23 protein-coding genes are annotated in these 19,956 nt (G+C 58.0%); 10 read left to right on the top strand and 13 right to left on the bottom strand.

Annotation, left to right across the window (positions count from 1 at the left end):
* Nucleotides 1–3 precede the first annotated feature (3 nt).
* Nucleotides 4–774 (top strand): enoyl-CoA hydratase-related protein, encoded by a 771-nt coding sequence (locus IHE39_RS18405; protein WP_192567482.1) that lies wholly within the window; start codon nt 4–6, stop codon nt 772–774.
* Here IHE39_RS18405 and IHE39_RS18400 read toward each other — a convergent pair.
* The 3 genes from IHE39_RS18400 to IHE39_RS18390 form a co-directional block, all read right to left on the bottom strand.
* On the bottom strand, nt 771–2,039 hold the full coding sequence (locus tag IHE39_RS18400) for an FAD-binding oxidoreductase (protein ID WP_246485557.1): 1,269 nt from the start codon (nt 2,037–2,039) through the stop codon (nt 771–773). The genes IHE39_RS18405 and IHE39_RS18400 overlap by 4 nt on opposite strands.
* Nucleotides 2,040–2,645: 606 nt before the next feature.
* The gene (locus IHE39_RS18395) at nt 2,646–3,245 is read right to left on the bottom strand and encodes an imm11 family protein (RefSeq protein ID WP_192567480.1); all 600 of its coding nucleotides are present in this window, start codon (nt 3,243–3,245) and stop codon (nt 2,646–2,648) included.
* 242 nt (nt 3,246–3,487) lie between these two features.
* Nucleotides 3,488–4,051, bottom strand: a complete 564-nt coding sequence (locus tag IHE39_RS18390; protein WP_343070104.1) for an alpha/beta fold hydrolase — start codon at nt 4,049–4,051, stop codon at nt 3,488–3,490.
* Nucleotides 4,052–4,186: 135 nt separating this feature from the next.
* Here IHE39_RS18390 and IHE39_RS18385 point away from each other — a divergent pair, with 135 nt between their 5' ends.
* Genes IHE39_RS18385 through IHE39_RS18375 form a run of 3 tightly spaced genes read left to right on the top strand, consistent with a single transcriptional unit; the run spans nt 4,187 to nt 7,926 of the window.
* The gene (locus tag IHE39_RS18385; RefSeq protein ID WP_192567478.1) at nt 4,187–5,005 is read left to right on the top strand and encodes an N-formylglutamate amidohydrolase; all 819 of its coding nucleotides are present in this window, start codon (nt 4,187–4,189) and stop codon (nt 5,003–5,005) included.
* Nucleotides 5,002–6,867 carry a flavohemoglobin expression-modulating QEGLA motif protein gene (locus IHE39_RS18380; RefSeq protein WP_184771542.1) on the top strand — a complete coding sequence of 622 codons (1,866 nt, stop codon included), beginning with the start codon at nt 5,002–5,004 and terminating at the stop codon, nt 6,865–6,867. The genes IHE39_RS18385 and IHE39_RS18380 overlap by 4 nt, the downstream gene beginning before the upstream one ends.
* A 12-nt stretch (nt 6,868–6,879) precedes the next feature.
* On the top strand, nt 6,880–7,926 hold the full coding sequence (locus tag IHE39_RS18375) for a glutathione synthetase (protein ID WP_192567477.1): 1,047 nt from the start codon (nt 6,880–6,882) through the stop codon (nt 7,924–7,926).
* A 250-nt stretch (nt 7,927–8,176) separates the two neighbouring features.
* Here IHE39_RS18375 and IHE39_RS18370 read toward each other — a convergent pair whose 3' ends face one another.
* Nucleotides 8,177–8,800, bottom strand: coding sequence for a BA14K family protein (locus tag IHE39_RS18370; protein ID WP_184771546.1), 624 nt, complete (start codon nt 8,798–8,800; stop codon nt 8,177–8,179).
* Between the two features lie 278 nt (nt 8,801–9,078).
* On the opposite strand from IHE39_RS18370, the gene IHE39_RS18365 reads away from it, so the two are divergent.
* Entirely contained in the window at nt 9,079–9,375 is a 297-nt protein-coding gene (locus tag IHE39_RS18365) for a PRC-barrel domain-containing protein (RefSeq protein WP_184771548.1), read from the top strand.
* A gap of 747 nt (nt 9,376–10,122) precedes the next feature.
* Nucleotides 10,123–10,350, top strand: coding sequence for a hypothetical protein (locus tag IHE39_RS18360; RefSeq protein WP_192567476.1), 228 nt, complete (start codon nt 10,123–10,125; stop codon nt 10,348–10,350).
* A gap of 62 nt (nt 10,351–10,412) precedes the next feature.
* Here IHE39_RS18360 and IHE39_RS18355 read toward each other — a convergent pair whose 3' ends face one another.
* On the bottom strand, nt 10,413–10,649 hold the full coding sequence (locus IHE39_RS18355; protein WP_192567475.1) for a hypothetical protein: 237 nt from the start codon (nt 10,647–10,649) through the stop codon (nt 10,413–10,415).
* Between the two features lie 136 nt (nt 10,650–10,785).
* Between IHE39_RS18355 and IHE39_RS18350 the strand changes: the two genes are divergently transcribed.
* The gene (locus IHE39_RS18350; protein ID WP_184771553.1) at nt 10,786–11,505 is read left to right on the top strand and encodes a Crp/Fnr family transcriptional regulator; all 720 of its coding nucleotides are present in this window, start codon (nt 10,786–10,788) and stop codon (nt 11,503–11,505) included.
* Between the two features lie 121 nt (nt 11,506–11,626).
* Nucleotides 11,627–12,577, top strand: a complete 951-nt coding sequence (locus IHE39_RS18345) for a GlxA family transcriptional regulator (protein WP_210322433.1) — start codon at nt 11,627–11,629, stop codon at nt 12,575–12,577.
* 49 nt (nt 12,578–12,626) lie between these two features.
* On the opposite strand, the gene IHE39_RS18340 is transcribed toward IHE39_RS18345, so the two are convergent.
* On the bottom strand, nt 12,627–13,583 hold the full coding sequence (locus IHE39_RS18340) for an SDR family oxidoreductase (protein WP_192567533.1): 957 nt from the start codon (nt 13,581–13,583) through the stop codon (nt 12,627–12,629).
* A gap of 283 nt (nt 13,584–13,866) precedes the next feature.
* Here IHE39_RS18340 and IHE39_RS18335 point away from each other — a divergent pair, with 283 nt between their 5' ends.
* A complete protein-coding gene (locus IHE39_RS18335) occupies nt 13,867–14,976 on the top strand; it encodes a DNA topoisomerase IB (protein WP_192567474.1) in 1,110 nt (369 codons plus the stop codon).
* A gap of 322 nt (nt 14,977–15,298) precedes the next feature.
* Here the strand turns inward: IHE39_RS18335 and IHE39_RS18330 are convergent, their stop codons facing one another.
* A complete protein-coding gene (locus IHE39_RS18330; RefSeq protein ID WP_184771559.1) occupies nt 15,299–15,538 on the bottom strand; it encodes a hypothetical protein in 240 nt (79 codons plus the stop codon).
* Between the two features lie 524 nt (nt 15,539–16,062).
* Between IHE39_RS18330 and IHE39_RS18325 the strand changes: the two genes are divergently transcribed.
* Nucleotides 16,063–16,311: a DUF1344 domain-containing protein gene (locus tag IHE39_RS18325; protein ID WP_312880907.1), complete on the top strand. Its 249-nt coding sequence runs from the start codon at nt 16,063–16,065 to the stop codon at nt 16,309–16,311.
* Between the two features lie 162 nt (nt 16,312–16,473).
* Here the strand turns inward: IHE39_RS18325 and IHE39_RS18320 are convergent, their stop codons facing one another.
* From IHE39_RS18320 to IHE39_RS18300, 6 genes are all read right to left on the bottom strand, one after another.
* On the bottom strand, nt 16,474–16,656 hold the full coding sequence (locus IHE39_RS18320) for a hypothetical protein (RefSeq protein WP_192567473.1): 183 nt from the start codon (nt 16,654–16,656) through the stop codon (nt 16,474–16,476).
* 35 nt (nt 16,657–16,691) lie between these two features.
* Nucleotides 16,692–17,075 carry a DUF427 domain-containing protein gene (locus IHE39_RS18315; RefSeq protein ID WP_184771757.1) on the bottom strand — a complete coding sequence of 128 codons (384 nt, stop codon included), beginning with the start codon at nt 17,073–17,075 and terminating at the stop codon, nt 16,692–16,694.
* A gap of 180 nt (nt 17,076–17,255) precedes the next feature.
* Nucleotides 17,256–17,387 carry a hypothetical protein gene (locus tag IHE39_RS30975; RefSeq protein ID WP_281399378.1) on the bottom strand — a complete coding sequence of 44 codons (132 nt, stop codon included), beginning with the start codon at nt 17,385–17,387 and terminating at the stop codon, nt 17,256–17,258.
* A gap of 195 nt (nt 17,388–17,582) precedes the next feature.
* Nucleotides 17,583–18,083 (bottom strand): YciE/YciF ferroxidase family protein, encoded by a 501-nt coding sequence (locus tag IHE39_RS18310; protein WP_184771565.1) that lies wholly within the window; start codon nt 18,081–18,083, stop codon nt 17,583–17,585.
* Between the two features lie 112 nt (nt 18,084–18,195).
* The gene (locus IHE39_RS18305; RefSeq protein ID WP_192567472.1) at nt 18,196–18,474 is read right to left on the bottom strand and encodes a DUF6894 family protein; all 279 of its coding nucleotides are present in this window, start codon (nt 18,472–18,474) and stop codon (nt 18,196–18,198) included.
* A 265-nt stretch (nt 18,475–18,739) separates the two neighbouring features.
* Nucleotides 18,740–19,738, bottom strand: a complete 999-nt coding sequence (locus IHE39_RS18300; protein ID WP_246471209.1) for a YihY/virulence factor BrkB family protein — start codon at nt 19,736–19,738, stop codon at nt 18,740–18,742.
* Nucleotides 19,739–19,956 lie beyond the last annotated feature (218 nt).

The following is a 19,956-nucleotide window of genomic DNA, read 5'->3' as shown; positions in this document are numbered from 1 at the left end:
CAGATGCCCCAGCAGCCCGTGGTCTATGAATACAGCGCCGGGATCGCGCGTATCCGCCTCAACAGGCCGGAAAAGCTCAACAGCCTTTCGGCACCGATGGTCGCGCAACTCGTCGAACTGCTCGAACAGTTGCATCATGACCCACAGGTGCGCTGCGTTGTGCTGGAAGCTGCGGGGCGCGCATTTTGTGCCGGTCAGGACCTGTCCGAGCGCCGCGCCATTGTCGACGGCGCGACGATGGATCTGGGAGAAAAACTGGATGGTGGGCTCAACCGGGTCGTTCGCGTACTGAGTGATTTGCCTCAACCGGTGGTCTGTGCGGTTCAAGGGGTTGCCGCAGGTGCTGGGGCCAGTCTTGCCTTTGCCTGCGATATCGTGATCGCCGCAAACTCGGCGTCATTCGTGCAGTCTTTCGCCAAGCTTGGTCTTGTGCCGGATGCAGGCGCGAGCTGGGCCTTGCCGCGGCTGGCAGGCCGGGCGCGGGCGGCTGGTCTTGTGCTCCTGGCTGAACCACTGCCGGCGCAACAGGCCGCCGACTGGGGCATGATCTGGAACTGCGTTGACGATGATGTTCTGGCTGATCATGTGACCGAGGTCGCCACCACATTGGCCACCCGTTCGGCCACCGGCCTCGCTTTGTGCAAGGTCGCCTTGCAGGCATCATATGGAAACAGTCTCGATGCCCAGCTCAATTTGGAGCGCGACTTGCAACGCGAGGCAGGCTTCACCGAATTCTACCGGCACAGCATTCGTGCGTTTTTCGCGCCACGCTAGTCGATGATCACGCCAGGGTTCATGATGCCCAACGGATCAAGCGCGTGTTTGACCGACTTCATCAAGGCTAGCTCGACGGGGTCGAGATAATGTGCGAGTGCCGACATTTTTGTGCGTCCGATGCCATGTTCGGCGCTGAACGAGCCGCTGCGGCGCATCGCCTGGCTGTAGCATAGGCGGTAAAACCTTGCGTCAAGCCCGACGGGTGCCTGCTCCGGTGTCTCGCCTTTGGCAGGCAGCAGATTGAGGTGCAGATTGCCGTCGCCAGCATGGCCATAAGCGATAAATCGCGCCGCGCCGGCCTCTTGCTTTAGACCTTCGCGGATATCGCTCAGATATGCAGCCAGTTCGCCAAGCGGCACCGATACATCCGCCGAGGCGATCCAGCCGGCCCGGCCGATCCCGTCAGTTGTCGCTTCACGCAATTGCCAAAAGCGCGCCCGCTGCGCCTCACTCTGCGCAACGACAGCGTCGGAAATGATGCCGCTCTCCAGTGCTTTCGCCAAAGTTGCTTCCAGCAGGCTGCGCGAGCCGGCATCCGCGTCGATCTCGATCAGGGCATGGGCGGCTGCATCGACGTTGACCGGTGCCATTGCGCTTCCGTCTTCAAGTGCCAGCGCCAAACCACCTTCGCCGAAAAGCTCAAAAGCTGAAACGACCGCGCCTGCGCCCTGCAACTGTCGTAGAAGTCCAATTGTGACGCCTTCGCTTTGAAGTGCAACGACAGCGCATATCCGTTGGACAGGTTTGGGATCGAGCCGCAACACGGCGGCACAAATCACCGCCAATGTCCCTTCAGATCCAATCAGCAAATGCTTCAGATCATAGCCGGTGTTGTCTTTGCGCACCTTGCGCAATCCGTTCCAGATCGCACCATCGGACGTTACAGCCTCGATGCCAAGGCAGATATCCCGCGCCGAACCAAAGCGGAGCGCCCGAAATCCACCGGCGTTGGTCGCCAAAGCGCCGCCGATCTGCGCTGAACCTTCGGCGCCGAATGACAGCGACAGTGACATGGATGCGTCCATGGCCGCTGCCTGGGCATTGGCGAGCAGGCACCCTGCCTCCACCTCGATACATCCATTCGCCGGTTCGATGGCGCGAATGGTGTTCATGCGCGCCATCGACAACAGCAATGTCCCTTGGGGCGCCCTTGTGCCGCCAACAAAGCCTGTGGCACCCCCCAAGGGCACCACACCGATGCGCTCCTCGGCGCATATGCGAAGGACATGCGCCACCTCGGCAGTGCTGCTGGGCCGGGCCATGTGCAGGGCTTGGCTCGCTGGGACGCCATATGGCGCATGCGGTGCGACCGCTTCGCCTTCGACAAGACCTCGTGGTCCGAGCGCGCCTTCAATCCGCGCTGCTATTCGTTCAGATATGGGGTTCAGCATTTGATAGCCCGATCTTGCTTTGCAGAGTGAGGCCCTGTGCAGCTGAAAGTCGGCCACCACCGGCGCGACCAAGATTTTGACATTGCACGTTAGTCCAACAATGAGGCTGCCGGATAAAGGCCAACTTGGAGATGTTTGCAGCTAGGTGCTTGGATCTCCTCTCTGCCATGATCGACCAAGGCGCTGTTATCCATCGCTTTAATGAAACGCACCATCAATTGAATTGTATTCAGAGGTGTTGGTATCAATTTCAGGAAGCGGAACGCCAAGTGACTGATCTGCGTCGTCTAAGGAAGTTCCAAAGCCTAAATCGACCGGATGGCACTGCGGTTCTGTATGGCGTATCCACAGCAAACGTCTGGGGCTTCACTTTCCGTTTGGCCTTAGCGCCAAGATTCTGAGTAGCTTTTGTTCCGGCCCAGGAGGGCCCAAAGCCTCGCTCCTGCTGCCGACCCATTGCGTTCGGCGACGCAGTTGTCAGTCGGTCTCTGGAAATTGCTGATAGTGCGCGCCGGTCACGCCGGCGGCATCCAACTCGGCTTTCAGGACTTCGCTGATGCCCGGGTTGGGCATCACGATGAACTTGTCGATCCAGACATGATGATCGCCGATCTGCGAACGGCTGAAGACCAGATCCTTGTCTTTGCTGCCGTCAAGGAACCATAAGTTACGGAACTCGAACGTCGTCTTCTGCCTGTCCACCGTATCCAGGCGGGTGCAGGGCGCGAACCAATAGCGATGGGCGGCGTGGCTGCCGTTTTTCCAGACGAACTCGACCGGGAAGAACTGATGCAGGTTCGGTTCGAGCCTCTCCACTACGCCCTTGAACTTCTCATCAACGAACAATCCGTAGCCGCTATAGATGTCGGTGATCCTCCGCCTCGGGCCGTCGAGCGTGAAGCGGGTCGGAACATGGTCCTTCTCATAGGGCCGACCCCAATAACTGTAGCCGGCCCTGATCCGAATCCCGTCATCGCGCGTCATATCGACTGGCTTGATCCTGGAGGCATCTCCATCGAGCGCCTTCATGCCGTAGCTATAGATTTCCCTATTATCGTGGCTGAGAAAGTAGACCATCCGATATCTCTGTTGGGCACCCTGTCCTAGCATAAGGGGAGCGTCCTGAACGCGCAGCCCCCTCCGCCCTCCCGGCTTCGCAGCGGGAAGGAGCCGAGCGACCGCTCCCTACCCTATCCAAGACGTGGTCCGATTATGGGTTCACGACCTAGGGTCCGAACCCTAGGTCTTTTCGCATGCCCGCTGCCGTGACGCGGCAATGACTGCCAGACCGATCGCGCAGCGCGTACCCGGTCGCACGATCAGCTAGTGAGCTCTTTGCGCTGGGTGTCTGCAGTGACGCTCATCAATGCGTCGGCCACAAGCTTGGGCGCGACCAACGGACCGCAGTGGTTGGTATCAATCTCCAAGTAGGCCCAACCAGCGTGAGAACGGAAGCGCTCGGCTATTGGCGCAAAGAGCGGTTCGAATGCCTCCCCACGAACCGGAAAACGGAAAAAAGTTCTTGAGAGCTTGTTTGCAGGGTCTGAGCCTAGAAGGCGGATGGGTTGTCGAAAGGTCTCGATTGGCTGTGGGCTGGCTGCGAGCTTTTCGACGTACCAGCGACGCAGGTGGTCATCGGCAATCCACCCACGCTCACCTTCATCCATCTCATCTGCAGATCCGAATGATGTCAGCCACCCCTTGCCATGACTGCACGCCCAAGCCTCCATCTCGTTGCGGAAATCCTGACCGTTGAGGTCGAACAAGGATTGGCCGTCTTCTGGCACCTCTGCATCCAGGTACACAACATGGGCCAATTGTTCAGGCAGGCGATCGGCAACGCCGGTAACAACCATGCCGCCGTAGCTCCATCCCACCAACACGACATGACGCCGTCGTCGTTTGAGACTGTGGCCTCAGGGTTTTCCGTATTCCGCGGGGCGTAGCTCATCATGAGCATTTTTACGACTGTGTGGTGATGGACCGGAACCCTAAAGTCTTCTGCGCATTTTGGTTGCGTGACAAAGCCGGCGCCCACGATTGAGCCCGACCGAATTCCAGCGGGCTGGACGGTCAAACTGGGGGATTCTCCAGTAATAGGCACAGCTATCCACAGCGGGACCGACGTTGGCTCTTGCCGATCGTCGATGTGTCTCGCCGACCCTGATCGACGCCGCGAAGAAGACCCTTTCACCGAGCGCTTCATCGCTGATTTTCCAAGCCGCATTATTGTTCATCGGTCACGCTTCCAGGTTGACCTGAACAGGGCGCGCGAAGCTGCAATCTATCTTTCGCCCGAACAATCGTGGGGGCTTAAGGTATGGCGAGACCTGCCCTCTGTGGACATCGTCGCGGAGTCGCATTCCTTTCACGACGCCTATTACGGCGAGTTGAAACGTGTGCTCACCGATATCGAGAAGCGCTACGGCAGGTTCGTCCTCGTCGACGTCCACAGCTACAACCATCGACGCGATGGGCCGGGTTCGATGCCGACGTCGCAGAATTCGGCGCCCGACATCAACATCGGTACGTCCTCGATGGATCGTGAGCGATGGGCGCCGATTGTGGACGCGTTCATCGACGCTCTGCGCAGCCGGCGCCTTAATGGCCAAGCCATCGACATACGCGAAAATGTATCGTTCCAGGGCAAAGGGGAACAGACCCGCTTCGTCCATGCCAATTTTCCCAATACCGGATGCGCTATCGCGGTGGAGTTCAAGAAGATCTTTATGGACGAATGGAGCGGCGAGCCTGACTGGGCAACGATCGAGCAGTTGCGCGCAGCACTTGCGTCAACAGTGCCGGCTCTTGAGGCGGCGCTGCGAGGTATGGAATGAAACCGAAGCTCGTTGACCCACCGTCGCTACTGGCAACAATCGAAGCTGACCTGGATGCGCTGGTGGTGCGAGGGAAGCCGATACGCCACGATTTTGCCGAGGGGGGTCGTTTGCATATCGATCGACCGCTGCCCTTTCTCTGGGTCTATGTCGGTCCCGATCACACGGCTGCATTCCAAGCAGCTTCTGCCAATGCCTCCTATTTGATTGCGACCGACATTGGCCTTGCCGGAGAGATTTGCCAGCTTGTCGCGATGCGAATGCGCCGCTGTTGCGGCGCGTTCCTGGTCGTCGACATGGGCGAACTCGCAGAAGACCGGTTCCTGAGCGACGACGCACCGTTCCTGCCGCCTTTCGAAATCGCGTTGGCGAGCGGCGAGACGACTGAAGAAAAAGCCGCGCTCAATCGTTTTGCCGCGGCTGCCTCCGGTCGCGAGGCCAAATACCGGACGCCGCGGGTTGGCGATCTCGACCTGGTCGCCAGCCCACGGCAGCATCTTCCTGACGCTCTGGTTGACGTTGCCTGGTTGACCGTGCGGTTCGCCCCCGTCTATCGGATTCCCGGCAGCGAACGTATCTATCCGGCATTGCGCGATCTAATCGTAGCCAACATGGTAGATTCCGCGCTTCAGGCAGTCAGCGCTTTCCTCAAGGCATCAAAGCTTGAAACTCCGAAAACGCACCGGTCGCTCGGGCGGCGTGTCTTCATCGATACAGTCGCCCGCGCCGACAGAGCGATAGATAAGGTCGCGTCAGCATTCGATTTCCTGCTTGCTGTCACTCCGATCAACGCTGAGCCTGCGTGGCAGGAGTTCAAGGCAGGAGGATTCGAGCGAACACCGAAGCTGCTTTACCGGCCCCTCGAATTCGAGATCTCTACCGAAAAGCGGAACCTCTACTCGGTCTCGCTTGAGCATCTCGAAGATCCACTTCTGGCTGGACTACTCTCTGAAAAGCAGCTGGAACTGGATCTTCAGTTGTCGATGCTTGCGGCACGTGAGACACCTCGTTTCAAAGAATTGGGGCGCGCGCTATATGGTGGCGTCGAAACTACCTTGGCTGCACTGGCGCGGTCTATTCTTGAGCACATTGCAAGTGAAGCGCCACCAAAACAAGACAGGTCTCTCAGTGCCGAAGCTATCGCTTCGGCAGCCCGAGAGATGATTGCTGGATACAGGATGGCTTCGCCCGATTTCGATGCATCGGTGGAAATCCGTTCCGACTTGCCTGCCGGCCTCCTTGTCTCTCGCAACCGGCTTTTCATTTCACGCGATACCACGCTCCCCCCCGAACGTCTGGCGGCGCTGCTAAGTCATGAGATCGGCGTGCATTTGTTGACCTACTTCAACGGCAATATGCAAGGGCTATCCATCCTGCGCAGCGGGCTCGCCGGCTACGAAGGCATGCAAGAGGGACTGGCCGTATTGGCGGAGTATCTGGTTGGTGGCATGACTGCGGCTCGTTTGCGGCTGATCGCAGCAAGGGTCATCGCTTGCCAGGGAATGCTTGACGGAGCGATGTTCGGAGAAACATTCCGGATTCTCAATCAGGACTACGGCCTTGATCGTCGCAGCGCCTTCAATGTTGTCTTGCGGGTGTTTCGAGGTGGCGGTTTTGCAAAGGACGCCATATATCTGCGCGGTGTAATCGAGGTGCTCGATCATTTGAAGGACGGCGGCAGCCTTACGCCATTTTGGATTGGCAAAATCTCCGCAACTCATTTCGGAGCGATCCAGGAGCTCAGTGCCCGGGGACTGTTGCAGGCACCGCGGCTTGAGCCTGCCTTCCTCTCTTCCGACACTGCGCGTCCGCGCCTCAAAAAGGCGATGGCGGGCATGAATCCGATGCAAATGGTAGCCTGACGGAGCTCTGAGATGCGCATTGCGTTTTTTGTAAACTCCGTCGTGAACGAGACGGTCGGATATACGACGACAATATTGGCGCTGACGGCGACCCAGCGCGGGCACTCGGTAGTGTATGTGGAGCCGGGAGATTTCATATTGAGGCCCGATGACAGCCTGGCTGTCAGCGCCGTAGTCGTGCCGGACACTCCTTACAAGACCCCAGACAAGCTGTTTGAGGCGCTCCAGGAGGCAGCCCGGCAGAAGAAGACATTCGCAATTGGCGACATCGACATTTTGTTTCTGCGTAACGACCCATCGCTTGACGCGACCGACCGGCCATGGGCCGCCAATGCAGGGATCATGTTTGGACGGCTCGCGGCAGAGCGCGGTGTGGTGGTGGTCAACGATCCAGACGGCCTTGCACAGGCACAAAACAAGCTCTACCTGCAGGCGTTTCCTGAAGTGGTCCGGCCCGCGACGCTCATATCGCGCAGCATCGCAGAGATCCGCGCTTTCATCGACAAGCAGCCGAAAGGCTGCATCGTCAAGCCGCTCCAGGGGTCGGGTGGAAAGAATGTCTTCCATATAGCTACGCCCAACGACTTCAATCTCAACCAGATATTCGAGGCTGCTAGCGGTGAAGGCTATCTGATAGCCCAGGCCTACATTCCAGAAGCCAAGACCGGCGACGTGCGCCTCTTCTTGATGAACGGGATCCCGCTGCAAAGCGGCGGCAGCTATGCTGCCTTTCGTCGTGTTCCCGCAAAGGGCGATGTGCGTTCCAACATCCACGCGGCCGGTACCGCGCGCAAGGTCAAGGTGACCGACAAGATGCTCGCACTGGCCGAACTGGTTCGCCCCAAGCTGATCAGCGACGGAATGTTCCTTGTTGGCCTCGACATCGTAGGTGACAAACTGCTCGAGATTAACGTGTTTACGCCAGGTGGATTGGCGAGGCTTGCCGCCATGTACAAGACGGATTTCGCCTCGAGCGTGGTTGGCGCGCTTGAAGAGAAATTGACGCAACGCCGAGCCTACGGGATGGCAATCGCCAACGCCCGGCTAGCGGCGCTTTGAAGAGCAGTCTGGCGCCGAAAAGTTCGCTGGCTCTAGTCGTTCAGTCACCGGCCGCTGCCGATTTCTTTCCGATGAACACGGTAGCCATTGCGCTAGCCCAATCATCTGCGTGATGGGTCAAAGGTGTTGGAATCGGTTGCTTGATAGACGATTCCTATCAACCGTGGCGGCACCTGCAGCTTTGCGGACCCTGGGCTTCCTCAGGAGGGAAAGGGCACAACGTAACATTGTGGTTGTGTCTTGAATGGCGTCACTGGCGGCATTGCCGTCGAGGACCACCATCGAAAGGCTGGTAGGAATTGTCCTCGGGCCGATATGACCGGTATCTGGCAAAACAGTAATCGACGTGGCCCGCGGCTGGGTAGACTACCTCAGCTGAAACGAAGTCGCCCGAGATTGTAGAAGTTTGAATCGCTTGCACCTCTGCACCGCCTGTACCCGACATCGGGTTGCTGGCGACGTTTTGTGCCATGAATGGGGAGACGCATGCGCGGAGCCTCCCACTGTAAGACAAGTAGGAATTGTCGTCGGGACGATAGGAGCGATACTTCTCAGTGCACCATTGCAGATGCGCCGTGACCGCCTGGTCCTCTTCTTGAGGTTGCCCTGAGGCTGGTTCAAGCCCCTTAATGCCTGATGCGACTCGGGTCTCTGAAGCAAATGCCTTCTGCGAAACGGGTCGGGCTGGCAGTCGCTCAAATTTTTGTTCCGTTACATCCACCTTCACGGGCCGGCCAGTCCAGAGGGTGCTTTGATCGGTGATCAAATCATGGCCAGGTTCGGCCGTGAACAGCGCCGTCGCAGTTATCAAACCACCCACGAATGTGATCAATGCCAGGCCAAGACTGCTCAAGGCATTCAGCAGCAGCTTCATGACGCGCTCCCTGCAATGTCAGGGCTAGAATGCGCTGCCGCCTATCATGGTTCCAAACATCAGCTGCCGAGACTGGCGAGTTCCGAGGGTGCGTCATTATCAGACACGGGAGCGCGCGGCCGCATAATGAAAAGCATGCAGATAGCGCGACGCCGCGAAGACGAGAAACGGGCGTGACGTAAGTGGCTGACCATCACTTTTGTCGTTCGCGCGCGTGTTGATGGAACGGAATTGTCGTTGAGCGGTTACGCCGGTCTAACGCAAAAGGAAGCCAAGCTATGGATCACACCAAACATGCCAGACTTGCTAGCGACGAATTGATCGAGTCCATTCTGGATGGCGCAACGGTATACGGTGCTGACGACTCCAAGGTCGGTACGGTTTCGCATGTTCACGGCAGCGGATCCGCTGCCCAGATTGTCATCGACGTTGGCGGGTTTCTTGGTATTGGCGCCAAACCTGTCGCCGTTTCTGCCGGCGAACTCGATTTCATGCGAGACGAAGATGGGGAAGTGCACGCAATCACGTCCTGGACCAAGGACCAACTCAAAGACATGCCGGAGCATTACGACTAAGTCCGCTACTTTTGGTCGCGGCGGCGTCTGGGCATGGCGCCGCCGCCGGTTACTAGGGCGGTGTTTCCCGACCATCATTCTCAGCGTGATCTACCCTGGCATTTCGATGGAAATAATCCTCGCGGAGTTTGTTTTGCTGTACACAGGGAGGCGACGATGACGACCGAAGTCGTCACGCGGTGCATATGACGATCGAGGACGTTCTTTACCTCGCCGTGGTTCTGGGTGCAGCCGTGTCTCTGACTTAGCACCTGGTCAGCATTTGAGCGGCCGTGCCGGGCTTGGGTCTACTGATTTGTTTTACGTTGCTGTCGCATTTGTTGTGGCCAGCGGATTCTTCTGGTTGGCTGGCTATTAAACGCACCGTCCACGGAAGAGGGCCGGTGCGATGCGTCCTTCTGCTCTTAACTTTTGTGAATGCATGAGCTCACGCCACGGCAGTAGTGTCCTCCATAGGGGTAGCTGCACGGGAGGGACACAATGAAGGGACGCCGGCGATCTGAATTGACATTGGGCGATCTCGAAACGTTCCACAGCTTGTTTCAGCGGATTTGCGTCGAGCGAAGCCTAGCCTTCAATTCTGCTGCTGCAATAAGGATCCGCGATACCCTCTATGCGGTCTTCAACGCAGGGGTCCGCGACGAGCGCTTACTGCGTGAGTGCGTGCGATCGCGGGGGCGGCGTGTGTAGTGAACCGCACACAAGCAAAGCTGAAGTGGTACTAGGATAGATTGAGGTCAATGTCCGATGGGGCATTTCACGCACACCCTCCATTCGCCAGAGTCGTTGGCCGCCATGTATGTGGAAGCGCGGAAGAATAAGTCCACGACGATTTCGACCCGAAAAGGTATCCGCGCTCTTCGAATGGTGTTGCCTGCCTATCGCTTCGCGGACGAGGAATTGATTGCATTTGTTGTCGAGGCTGCCATCGACGCAGGGCTTGCGGTGGAATTCGACACTTACCAAACCAAATGAACCAGAAGCGCATCACATAACATCGTAAGCAAACTGCTGATCCCAGGTCTTCGTCACCCGGATCATTTTCCTTCCAGTGCAAGGCGAACCCAATCGAGTGCTTGTTCAAGGGAGGGGAATACGCGTTCTTCACCACTCAGCGGACCGAAACCAGCTTCCAGGTTCCATTGGCCTTTTTGTTCGTAATAATCAGTCTCGAGATGCGCCAGTATGGCGACCAGAACGTTGTCGAACATGACCAGCCTGCCTTCAACAGGAAGGTCGTGGTTTGCAACGGCGACCTTGTGTGCTTCAATCATTTCACGCCTCCGCTCCTCAAAGCCGGCCGTGCGAATTTGGTTCCTGGGTCGATGGAACAAATCCGCCCTTACACTTTCACTGGTAAGCCGAGTTAGGTGATTGGGCATAATTGGCACGCTGGCCGCAGGAGCAGAAATGCCGCATTCCCTTGTCCTGCAATTGTCAAAGCGCGATCTGATTACTGCAAACGAGCAGCAAGTTCTCCTAAACGCTTTCGGTAGGCAGTTGCGCTTCAAGGCTGGAGCCGAGATTGTAGCCGATGGGTCGAGGCCCATGACAAGCCTGATCTTGAGCGAAGGCATAGTCGGCCGCGCCAAGATTCTTGCCAACGGTACCCGCCAGATTAGCGCTCTTCATGTTCCAGGCGATTTTCTCGACCTTCACGGCTTTCTCCTGAAGACGATGGCGCACGGCGTGGTCGCACTGACAGATTGTCTCATCTCTGTCGTCGACCACGCGGTGCTCAAAAACATTACGGAGACCGCCCCACATCTCAGCCGAATGCTCTGGCTGAATACCCTGATCGACGGATCGATACACCGTGAGTGGATCGTTCGAATGGGCAGGATGTCGGCAACGGCACAAGTGGCGCATCTGGTTTGCGAGATGTTTGTAAGGCTGGAAATCGTAAACAGAACCGTCGGAAGGACCTTTACCTTCCCCCTGAGCCAGATCGTATTGGCCGACATTTTGGGGCTGTCGACGGTTCATGCAAACCGCTCTATTCAGGAGTTGAGAAGATCAGGTGCCATTACCTGGCAGAACTCGCGGATCGAGATTAGTGACTGGACGATGCTGGTCGACATTGCGGAGTTCGATTCGACATATCTCTGCCTCGACTTCGAACCGCGGTGACCCTCAATTTTGTAATTGCGCAATGCAGTTGGCACCAAGCGATCGATCATGCGTTCCACCCGCCTCGGCCAACGATCTGGGGGAAATTGAAAAGTCGCGCATATAGGTCGATTGTGCAGTGATGAAACGTTTTGCCTTTGTGCTTGCCCGAGATTTCACCTTATCGCCGCTCTCCTTGTTCGTGGACACGCTGCGTCTGGCAGGTGACGAAGGCGATCGTAGCAGGCGCGCAGCTTTCGACTGGCAGATCGTTGGAGAACTTGGGCTCCCAATACGGGCGAGCTCAGGCATAGAATTGATACCCACCGTGCCCATCCGCCGTCCCGAGGACTACAACCAGATACTGGTCGTCGGCGGGCTGCTTGAGCGCAAGAACTCGCTCCCGGATGCGTCGGTGGCGTTCATTCAGCGCGCAGCAAGACAGGGGGTTCCCGTGGGTGCCCTGTGTACTGGCAGCTTCGTGCTGGCTGAAATGGGCCTGCTCGACGGGTATCGTGCGTCGGTAAGCTGGTTTCACGTCAAGGACTTCCGGTCCCGCTTCCCGGATGTGAACGCATCCTGCGACCGGCTCTTTGTAATGGACCGGGACCGAGCGACTTGCTCTGGGGGAGCGGGGGCGGCTGACCTGGCTGCTCATTTTGTATCGGAAACCGTGGGTGAGCAGCTGGCGTCCAAGGCGTCACGGATATTGCTTCTGGACAGGATAAGGGATGCCGATGCACTCCAGCCCAACTTGGAGCTCTTTCCGGAAGCAAAATCCGCTGCCGTACGCCGGGCGCTGCTCGTAATGGAAAGCAACCTGCAAGAACCGCTCGCCATTGGAGACGTTGCAAGTGCTGTGGGAGTGTCCACCCGGCAGCTGGATCGAGATTTCGCGGTACAGCTCAACACGAGCCCAGCACGTGCGTACATGAAGCTGAGGATCAGCCTGGCAACCCGTTTGCTTCAAACAGGCAAGACCGCGGTCGCTGATGTCGCCCTGCAGGCGGGTTTTGTGAGTCCAGGACATTTCAGTCGTGTGTTCCGCAAGGTGACAGGGCGAACACCAACGCAGGTGCTTCGAGACCAATAGGCTGCCGCACGTTTCTCGTCTTTGCTAGGTCGAGCCGCACCTCCCGAGGTTAGTACCCGCCGATGATCGGCAATATCTCTCCGGTAATGTAGCTCGAGCAATGCGACGAAGCGAGAAACACGTAGGCTGGCGCGATCTCTTCGGGTTGCGCGGGGCGCTTCATCGGGGTCTTGGCGCCGAAGGTCGACACGTCTTCCGCTGCCTTGTCGGAGGGGTTGAGCGGGGTCCAGACAGGCCCTGGCGCTACCGCGTTCACCCGTATGCCCTTGTCGATAAGGTTGGCGGAGAGCGCTTTTGTGAACGCATGGATGCCGCCCTTGGTCATCGAGTAGTCGACCAGCTCCTTGCTGCCGCTAATGCCGGTGACCGAGCCTGTATTAATGATGGCCGATCCGGGCTGCATGTGATCGACGGCAGCCTGGCTCATATGGAAATAGCCATACAGGTTGGTCTTGAGGGTGGTGTCGAAATGCTTCTCTGTCAGGTCGGCGAAATCGCTTGAATGGACCTGAAAAGCGGCATTGTTCACCAGGATATCGAGGCTTCCGAGTTGTTTCACCGTCTCCGCAACGGCCTTGCGGGAAAAGGCTCTGTCGGCGACGTTGCCGGGAAGCAGGATGCACTTGGCACCCTCTGCCTCCACTGCTTGCTTGGTTCGTTCTGCATCGCGATGTTCGTTGAGGTAGCTGATAGCTATATCGGCGCCTTCGCGCGCAAACAGCACCGCCACCGCCCGTCCTATGCCAGAATCTCCGCCCGTGATCAGAGCGACCTTGCCGGCAAGCTTTTCCGATCCCTTGTAGTAGGGCGCGTCATAGAGAGGCGCTGGATCGACCTGCGTTTCATGCCCGGGCTTCGCCAAGTGCTGCTTAGGAAACGGAGGGACGGGGTAGAGGCGCGCTCCTGCCTGCATTGCCTTCGTTTCGGATCTCTGTTCCTTGGCGTCGTCGGCATCTACCTTGCGCTGGATTGATTGCTGCTTCTTGACTTCAGCATGCGCGGACATGGCAATCTCCGATTCAGTGAGCCTCGCGGCGGTCTCGAGTTGCGATTGCGTTGTTGCCATAGGCGGGACGAGTTGGACGCGTTCGCGTCGGGCTTTTTCCCGGCCGGAGCCCGCCCGGCTTTGCGCTTTTGCTTGTTGGCATACGTGTCCTGTCGGCTCGTGGCGTCTCGCGCTCCCGTGGGGGGATTACATGCGGTGCAAACGCCTATCTGGACGGACAGTTCCCGACGCGTGGGAACCTTGAGCGGGGCGAACGCTTATTTCCCCGGCGCGAGGACCAGTCATGCATCGACAGAACCAATCCCCATCGACTGCCCCCCAAGCGGCGGCTGCGGCTGTCTCGTTGCGCTATGTAAATGACGACGAAGCGGGGATTTCGCGCCATCGCTCGGGCAAGCGTTTTCGTTATCGGGACACGAATGGGCGGTGGCTCGATGATCCCAGCACGATCGCCCGGCTCGACGCGCTCGCCATCCCTCCAGCCTGGACTGACGTTTGGATCTGCAGCGATGCTCGCGGGCACGTCCAGGCGACCGGACGCGACCAGCGAGGGCGCAAGCAGTACCGGTATCATGCGAAATGGTCGGAAGTCCGCGGCGAGGACAAATTCGCCAGTCTGCGCGATTTCGCCAAGGCCCTGCTCAAGCTGAGACGGCGTGCGAACCTCGACCTTGGCAAGCGGGGACTGCCGAGGGACAAAGTGATCGCCGCCGTGGTGTGGCTGCTCGACAACGCAATGATCCGCGTTGGAAGCACAAGCTATGCCCGCGACAATGGCAGTTTCGGGCTGACGACGCTGCGAAACCGTCACGTCAAAGTTGATGGCTCAGAACTCAGGTTCGCTTTCAAGGGCAAGTCTGGCAAGGATTGGCGTCTGCGACTGACCGACCGGAGGATGGCCCGCATCATCAGACAAATCCAGGAATTGCCGGGTCAGAGCCTGTTCCAATATCTTGGTGACGACAGTTCCAGGTCCACCGTTACGTCCGACGAAGTGAACGACTATATCCGGCGCGCCACCGATGGGCCGTTTTCCTCAAAGGATTTCAGAACCTGGGGCGGCACGGTGCGCGCGCTGGCGCTGTTTGGGGGGCGTCCACTCCCGGAGGACAAGCGAGCGGCGGCCGTGGCGTGCAATGCAGCTATCGACAAGGTCGCGCACCAGCTTGGAAACACCCGAGCTGTTTGCAAAAAGGGCTACATCCACCCCGAGGTGATTGCTTCCTGGTTGCAAGGACGTTTGCCAGCTGAGCTTGCCGCCATCCGTCGCCGGCGGAATGCATGGATGGATGCGGACGAACAAATTGCCGCGCAGTGGCTGGAGCGGCAAGAGCGCTCGCGGCGCGGTAGGGACGCAAGCTCGGCTCAGTCAGGCCCATCACGTGTACGCTAAGGCCATCGGCATCTTGCAGGATTGATCGGGCCTCGACGCCATGAATACGCGCCTTCTAGGCGAGTGCCCCAGCTACAAGCACGATTGCGCCGATAGTGATTAGCAACAGGCCTGGCCAGTTTTGACCTATGCCAAGGACACCCACACCGCCACGCCGAGGTTCCAATGTGCGACCTGCAATGGGATCGGCATGACTGTCACTGAGCCGACCCCGATATATGGCCGCCAATGCCAACATCACGACGCCGCAAAGGACCAGCAAAGCGCCAAACCACATAATTGTTGCCATGACGTACCTCCCCATCGGCAGGGTTCGCATGCCCTAGCCTTGGCTGTCTTGCCTGCGCAAACGTTCGTGAAGAGCGGTTATCTGCTCCCATCCAAATTGCACTTTGGAACGTGTGACGATCTTAGCCGAAGGATGCTGCCGGCTCAGTGGAACATGTGCTGCGTGGCGCAAGGCTTGCGACAGGTGGTCGAACGCCATTCCGTGTGGCTGGTGCTCCTTGCTTTCAAAGAAGGTGGCGGGCTCGTCGAAATCGACAGAATTGATGTCTTTCATCGTACAACCCCCAGCATTCGAGGTGCTGAATGAAGAAGCTCTCTTTGAACGCGCAACCTGGCAAACTCGATCCATCGTAAGTGCGCGATAGAGCAGCTGGCCAACTGGTCAACCTAACGCAGTGCACAAATTTACTAAGTAGCCGACGCCCTGCCACTTGCGATTGCAGCCGCTTGCCCAACGATTGGGGCTGGAGAAAGTCGGAGGCCGGGTTGCCCATGCCGTACAGAGCTTCGGTGGCTTCCTTGGATGGGCGAGGACCATTTGTCAGGTTGGCTGGGGTCAGCCTCGAGGGCTTCAGGTCAAAATCAGCAAGGATCAATTCCAAGGGGTACCAAATGTAACCGGGGAGCCGAATACAGCTGGTCAGAAGAGAACAGCCGAAGCATGTATAGTTACTACGAAACACAGCCCTCACGGTGAGATGTCAGCCCCGCAGCTCAAACGCAGCTGAATCTTCGTTGCAACCATGCCCATGGGAAAGCGTTGGTAGGGCTCGGGGGCTACAACCAAGGAGAACGATCGTGAGGAAACTCATTATTGCACTCGGTGCCGCTGCTCTCATGACCGGAACAGCCTGGGCCGCCACTGTTGACGGCGTGGTCAAGGAGTACATCAAGGAGACGAAGGTTATCACACTTGAGGACGGCAAAAGCTTTACGGTGCCGCCAGATGTGGCGATCCCTCCGGAAGTTGCCGTTGGCGCGAAGGTCTCGATTTCCACCGCCGATGACGATGCCACCAAGGTGACCGGAGTAACGCTCTCGCCGTAACGAACCTGCTTTGGCATTCTACCTTGTTTGGTAGAGGCCACGGCGTGGTTTCTACTCCTTTTCTCCATGCCTTCAGAAGCCCCGCCGCAATGCCTGCGGCGGGGCTTTCGCTTGAGCCAAGGATGCGTTGACAGATTATCGCGGCACGCGCCGCTCCTTTGCTCAGCTTTCCGCCTTGAACGACTTGGCAAGGGTATCGAGCTTGGCCCTGTCGCGTCCGTGACGACGGACCAGATCCTGCGCTTGCAAGGGCGAGAGATCGCTCGTTTCGACAAGATGCTTTACCAGTTCGTCGTCCGTGGGCAGCCTCGGTTGTCGTGGCGACTTGGTGTCCTTGGGGTCCATAAGGCTCATCCTTTTTGAAAGGGCTGTTCGCTGCGCTAGGCGGGCAGATTGGTTGAGCGGGTTCCATGTTCGGCAGAAACAGCCGAGATTCGTGCAACTTCGGGGTTGAAGGCACCGTGATTGGCGAGCGTCGCTGCCGCCGGCTCGGGGGACGGGTAGGCCCACATGACGTCGTGCGCCGCTTCACCTACGGCGGATACGCTCCAGAAATGGGCTATTCCCCAGTCCGGCCGGTGGACAGTCTTGTGCGATTTCGTCAGCATTTCGAAGTAGATGTCTTCGAAGGGGACATAGAACACGTCCGGCTCGCCTTCGACGCAGATCACCTGCGCGTGGGTCGTGGAGGCTATAATGGCATCCGAAAAGGCGACGGTTACCGTCCCATTGAACGGGCTGATGTTGAGGTGTTCCGTTTGCATCACGATCTCCAATCCATGACGCTTGAGGCTCGTCAGGCTTCTTTTTGATTCTGGTGTTCAACTCCGCAGGCAGAACAAGGGTTCCTTGTCTTTTAACCGCGTGGTCGATGTTCACTCGTCGCCACGCGATAATGATGAGCGCGCGTCCCAGCTATGGCGTGGGCGGCCTGCGTCGACGGTCTAATCAAGCTTTTGGCTGATTACGTGGCTCTCACCGCCTGTTTCCAGGCTGCGATCCGGCAGGCCGAGGATGAGCAGGCTCACGACAGTGATCGCGGCAACCGTAAGCAAGATGTAGAGACGTGACTGCATAATCGGCTCTTGGTGAGAAAGGATTAAATTGATTGGTGTCCTGCTGAGTTCCCAAAATGGCCAAACTGCATGGCCATGCGCGCACCAACGCAAGACTGCGGCTGAAGAGTGAGAAATCATCAGCAAAGGCCGACAACGGGGCCCAGGAAGGCCTGCCGGTAGAACCGGCAGGCCTTTATGAGGGTGGATGGGGCGTTATGCCGCCAGTGCCTCACGGTTGGCCTTGCTATCGGCCAACATGGTCAGAGCCTTGTCTGTCGTCTCTTCTTCAGCGAGGGTCGCTGCAAACAGCTTGGCAGCTTCGGGCATTTTCATGATTTCCGCCCAGCGGCGCAGCGTGCCGTAACGGGTGATCTCATAGTGCTCAACTGCCTGCGCAGCGGAGATCAAGCCGGCATCGCCAGCCGCGGTCCCCTTGAAATCTTCAAGAATTTCCTCGCCCTCTTCAAGGATGCCGTCGATTGCAGGGCAAGTTTTCCCCTGCGCACGCTTGCCGAGGATTTCGAACACCTGCTGCAGGCGCTCGACGTGGCCTTCCGTCTGCTCGCGGTGCTTGTCGAAGGCGGCCTTCAGTTCAGTCGAACTGGCGCCGCGCGCCATCTTGGGTAGAGCTTTAAGGATCTTGCGCTCGGCGTAGTAGATGTCGCGAAGGGTGTCATAAAACAGGTCGTCAAGACCCTTTTCCTTGGTTGGCATGGTGCATTCGCTCCCTTGGGTTGAAGTCCCCTGCAGAGAACGGATGGCCTGAATTCAGGTTCCAGACCTGACGGTTTTATTCCGCTGCTGGCTGTTTCGCGCGTTGGGAGCGTTACCCCGAGCGCTTTACCGATGGGTCTTCGGCCGGCAGTTCTTCGACCTGGTTCTGCGGAAACACCGAATGAAAATCGACGGTTGCGATCACGTTACCCGCTTCATCATATATGCGTGTGGACAGCATGCTGGGATCTTGTCGTTCAGCGACATGATCGAGAACATTTTCCGCCATGGCCTGTTTTGCCTGAGCCTTGGCGGCCTCCACGTCAGCCAGCTCAAGCACAACGGGTGCAGCATCAGTCTCATGCATGAATTCGAAACGATATTTGGGCATGTGTGCCTCCGAAAGTTGCTCGTCGGATAAGCGCGTCGGTGCCAGTAGGTTCCCGAAGAGCCCGTGCAAGATAACAGAACCCGTAGACAGCGCGGTTATGACACAGCGTTTCCTGCGCTTTTTTGGCAACTTAGGAGGAACCGCTGAGGAGCGCTTGCGCGGCCCCTCGTGGGCGGAGAGGCACCGCACGTTGGCGTTGATCACATAAGACAGACAAGAGCGCGCGCAGTTGCGAGCTCACGTTTGCCGGATCCGCATCGGCAAATCAGCATGAGCGTCTCGAGCGAAGCCGCCATGCCGCGAGTACTCCGACAATCGATGCTCCTGCCACCATCGCGAGCATTGGCAGATCGCGCATGCCCACTGAAGCCTCACCGGTGGCGGGTTGAGCGTTTTCAGCTGGAGCAATCACCGTTTGGAGATCGGACCGGCTGCCGTGCAGCACAGAGTATGCGCGCGTCAGCTCGGCACCAAACAGGAATATCTGCGAGGAATAATAGACCCACAACAAGATCACCAACAGGCCCCCAGCTGCCCCATACGAGGATGCTATCGAGCTGGTGCCGATGTACCAGCCGATAAGTGACTTCCCTAATGTGAACAGCGCTGCTGTGACGAGCGCACCGGTAATGACGTCGCGCCACGCCAACCTGCGGTCAGGCAAGACTTTGTATATTGTAGCGAACATTCCTGTGATGAGCGTGAAGGAAACAACCGTATTGGTAACACTAACGATCATGGTCCCGAAGGGCATGTAGGCATTGATCAAATTGCCCATCGCGGAGATCGCAGCACTTGCAATGAGGGACACCAACAGCAAGAATCCCAGCGCTGCGACGAGACCCAAGCTTGCTGCCCGGGCCCTCACCAGCCGCGATACCGAGGTGCCCTCAGGCTCGACTTTCCAGATGACGTTTAAAGCCGTCTGCATTTCGCCAAAAACTCCGGATGCCGTCACGAAAAGGGTCACCAGACCGATCAGAGTTGCCCACAATCCTTTAGTGCTGGAAGAAGCAGTTTCGAGGGCAACCTGAAGCAAATCCGCACTTTGCACCCCCATGAGGCCAGTGATCTGGGCTGACAATGCCAGCTGAGCAGCTTCATGGCCGAACACCGCGCCGGCGATGGCTACAACAATCAGCAGGATTGGTGCCAAAGAGGTCGCGGCATAAAACGCCATCGCTGCCCCATGGCTGAGCGCGTTGTCGTCAATAAATGCGATCGAACTTTCTTTCGCCAGCCGCCACATGTTTGCGATCATCATGGCATTTCCTCCTGGCCCGGTGACGTAGTCCCATTCGCTTGCGAGATGAGCTAGGCCGGTGCATGGCGGCTGCAGCCTTTTTGGCATCTTGTCGGCCGGAGTGGCCGCTCAGAGCTCCGTTTCAGCGTAGCCGGATAGAACTTGTCAGCTGGAGCTTGGTCACCTCATCCGCAAGCTGCATAGAGTGGTTGTCGCTCGAGCTGCCGCAGCTACAAGAG

This window comes from Aminobacter carboxidus (assembly GCF_014863355.1).
Taxonomy (GTDB): Bacteria; Pseudomonadota; Alphaproteobacteria; order Rhizobiales; family Rhizobiaceae; genus Aminobacter; species Aminobacter carboxidus.
This window is presented reverse-complemented; position numbering and strand designations above follow the sequence as displayed.

Bases quoted from the DNA above. Each gene is read 5' to 3' on its own strand.
- IHE39_RS18405 (WP_192567482.1), top strand. From the start codon at position 4: ATGCCCCAGCAGCCCGTGGTCTATGAATACAGCGCCGGGATCGCGCGT.
- IHE39_RS18400 (WP_246485557.1), bottom strand. From the start codon at position 2,039: ATGGCCCGGCCCAGCAGCACTGCCGAGGTGGCGCATGTCCTTCGCATA.
- IHE39_RS18395 (WP_192567480.1), bottom strand. From the start codon at position 3,245: ATGGTCTACTTTCTCAGCCACGATAATAGGGAAATCTATAGCTACGGC.
- IHE39_RS18380 (WP_184771542.1), top strand. From the start codon at position 5,002: ATGAAACCGAAGCTCGTTGACCCACCGTCGCTACTGGCAACAATCGAA.
- IHE39_RS18375 (WP_192567477.1), top strand. From the start codon at position 6,880: ATGCGCATTGCGTTTTTTGTAAACTCCGTCGTGAACGAGACGGTCGGA.
- IHE39_RS18370 (WP_184771546.1), bottom strand. From the start codon at position 8,800: ATGAAGCTGCTGCTGAATGCCTTGAGCAGTCTTGGCCTGGCATTGATC.
- IHE39_RS18365 (WP_184771548.1), top strand. From the start codon at position 9,079: ATGGATCACACCAAACATGCCAGACTTGCTAGCGACGAATTGATCGAG.
- IHE39_RS18360 (WP_192567476.1), top strand. From the start codon at position 10,123: ATGGGGCATTTCACGCACACCCTCCATTCGCCAGAGTCGTTGGCCGCC.
- IHE39_RS18355 (WP_192567475.1), bottom strand. From the start codon at position 10,649: ATGATTGAAGCACACAAGGTCGCCGTTGCAAACCACGACCTTCCTGTT.
- IHE39_RS18350 (WP_184771553.1), top strand. From the start codon at position 10,786: ATGCCGCATTCCCTTGTCCTGCAATTGTCAAAGCGCGATCTGATTACT.
- IHE39_RS18345 (WP_210322433.1), top strand. From the start codon at position 11,627: ATGAAACGTTTTGCCTTTGTGCTTGCCCGAGATTTCACCTTATCGCCG.
- IHE39_RS18340 (WP_192567533.1), bottom strand. From the start codon at position 13,583: ATGTCCGCGCATGCTGAAGTCAAGAAGCAGCAATCAATCCAGCGCAAG.
- IHE39_RS18335 (WP_192567474.1), top strand. From the start codon at position 13,867: ATGCATCGACAGAACCAATCCCCATCGACTGCCCCCCAAGCGGCGGCT.
- IHE39_RS18330 (WP_184771559.1), bottom strand. From the start codon at position 15,538: ATGAAAGACATCAATTCTGTCGATTTCGACGAGCCCGCCACCTTCTTT.
- IHE39_RS18320 (WP_192567473.1), bottom strand. From the start codon at position 16,656: ATGGACCCCAAGGACACCAAGTCGCCACGACAACCGAGGCTGCCCACG.
- IHE39_RS18315 (WP_184771757.1), bottom strand. From the start codon at position 17,075: ATGCAAACGGAACACCTCAACATCAGCCCGTTCAATGGGACGGTAACC.
- IHE39_RS30975 (WP_281399378.1), bottom strand. From the start codon at position 17,387: ATGCAGTCACGTCTCTACATCTTGCTTACGGTTGCCGCGATCACTGTC.
- IHE39_RS18310 (WP_184771565.1), bottom strand. From the start codon at position 18,083: ATGCCAACCAAGGAAAAGGGTCTTGACGACCTGTTTTATGACACCCTT.
- IHE39_RS18305 (WP_192567472.1), bottom strand. From the start codon at position 18,474: ATGCCCAAATATCGTTTCGAATTCATGCATGAGACTGATGCTGCACCC.
- IHE39_RS18300 (WP_246471209.1), bottom strand. From the start codon at position 19,738: ATGATGATCGCAAACATGTGGCGGCTGGCGAAAGAAAGTTCGATCGCA.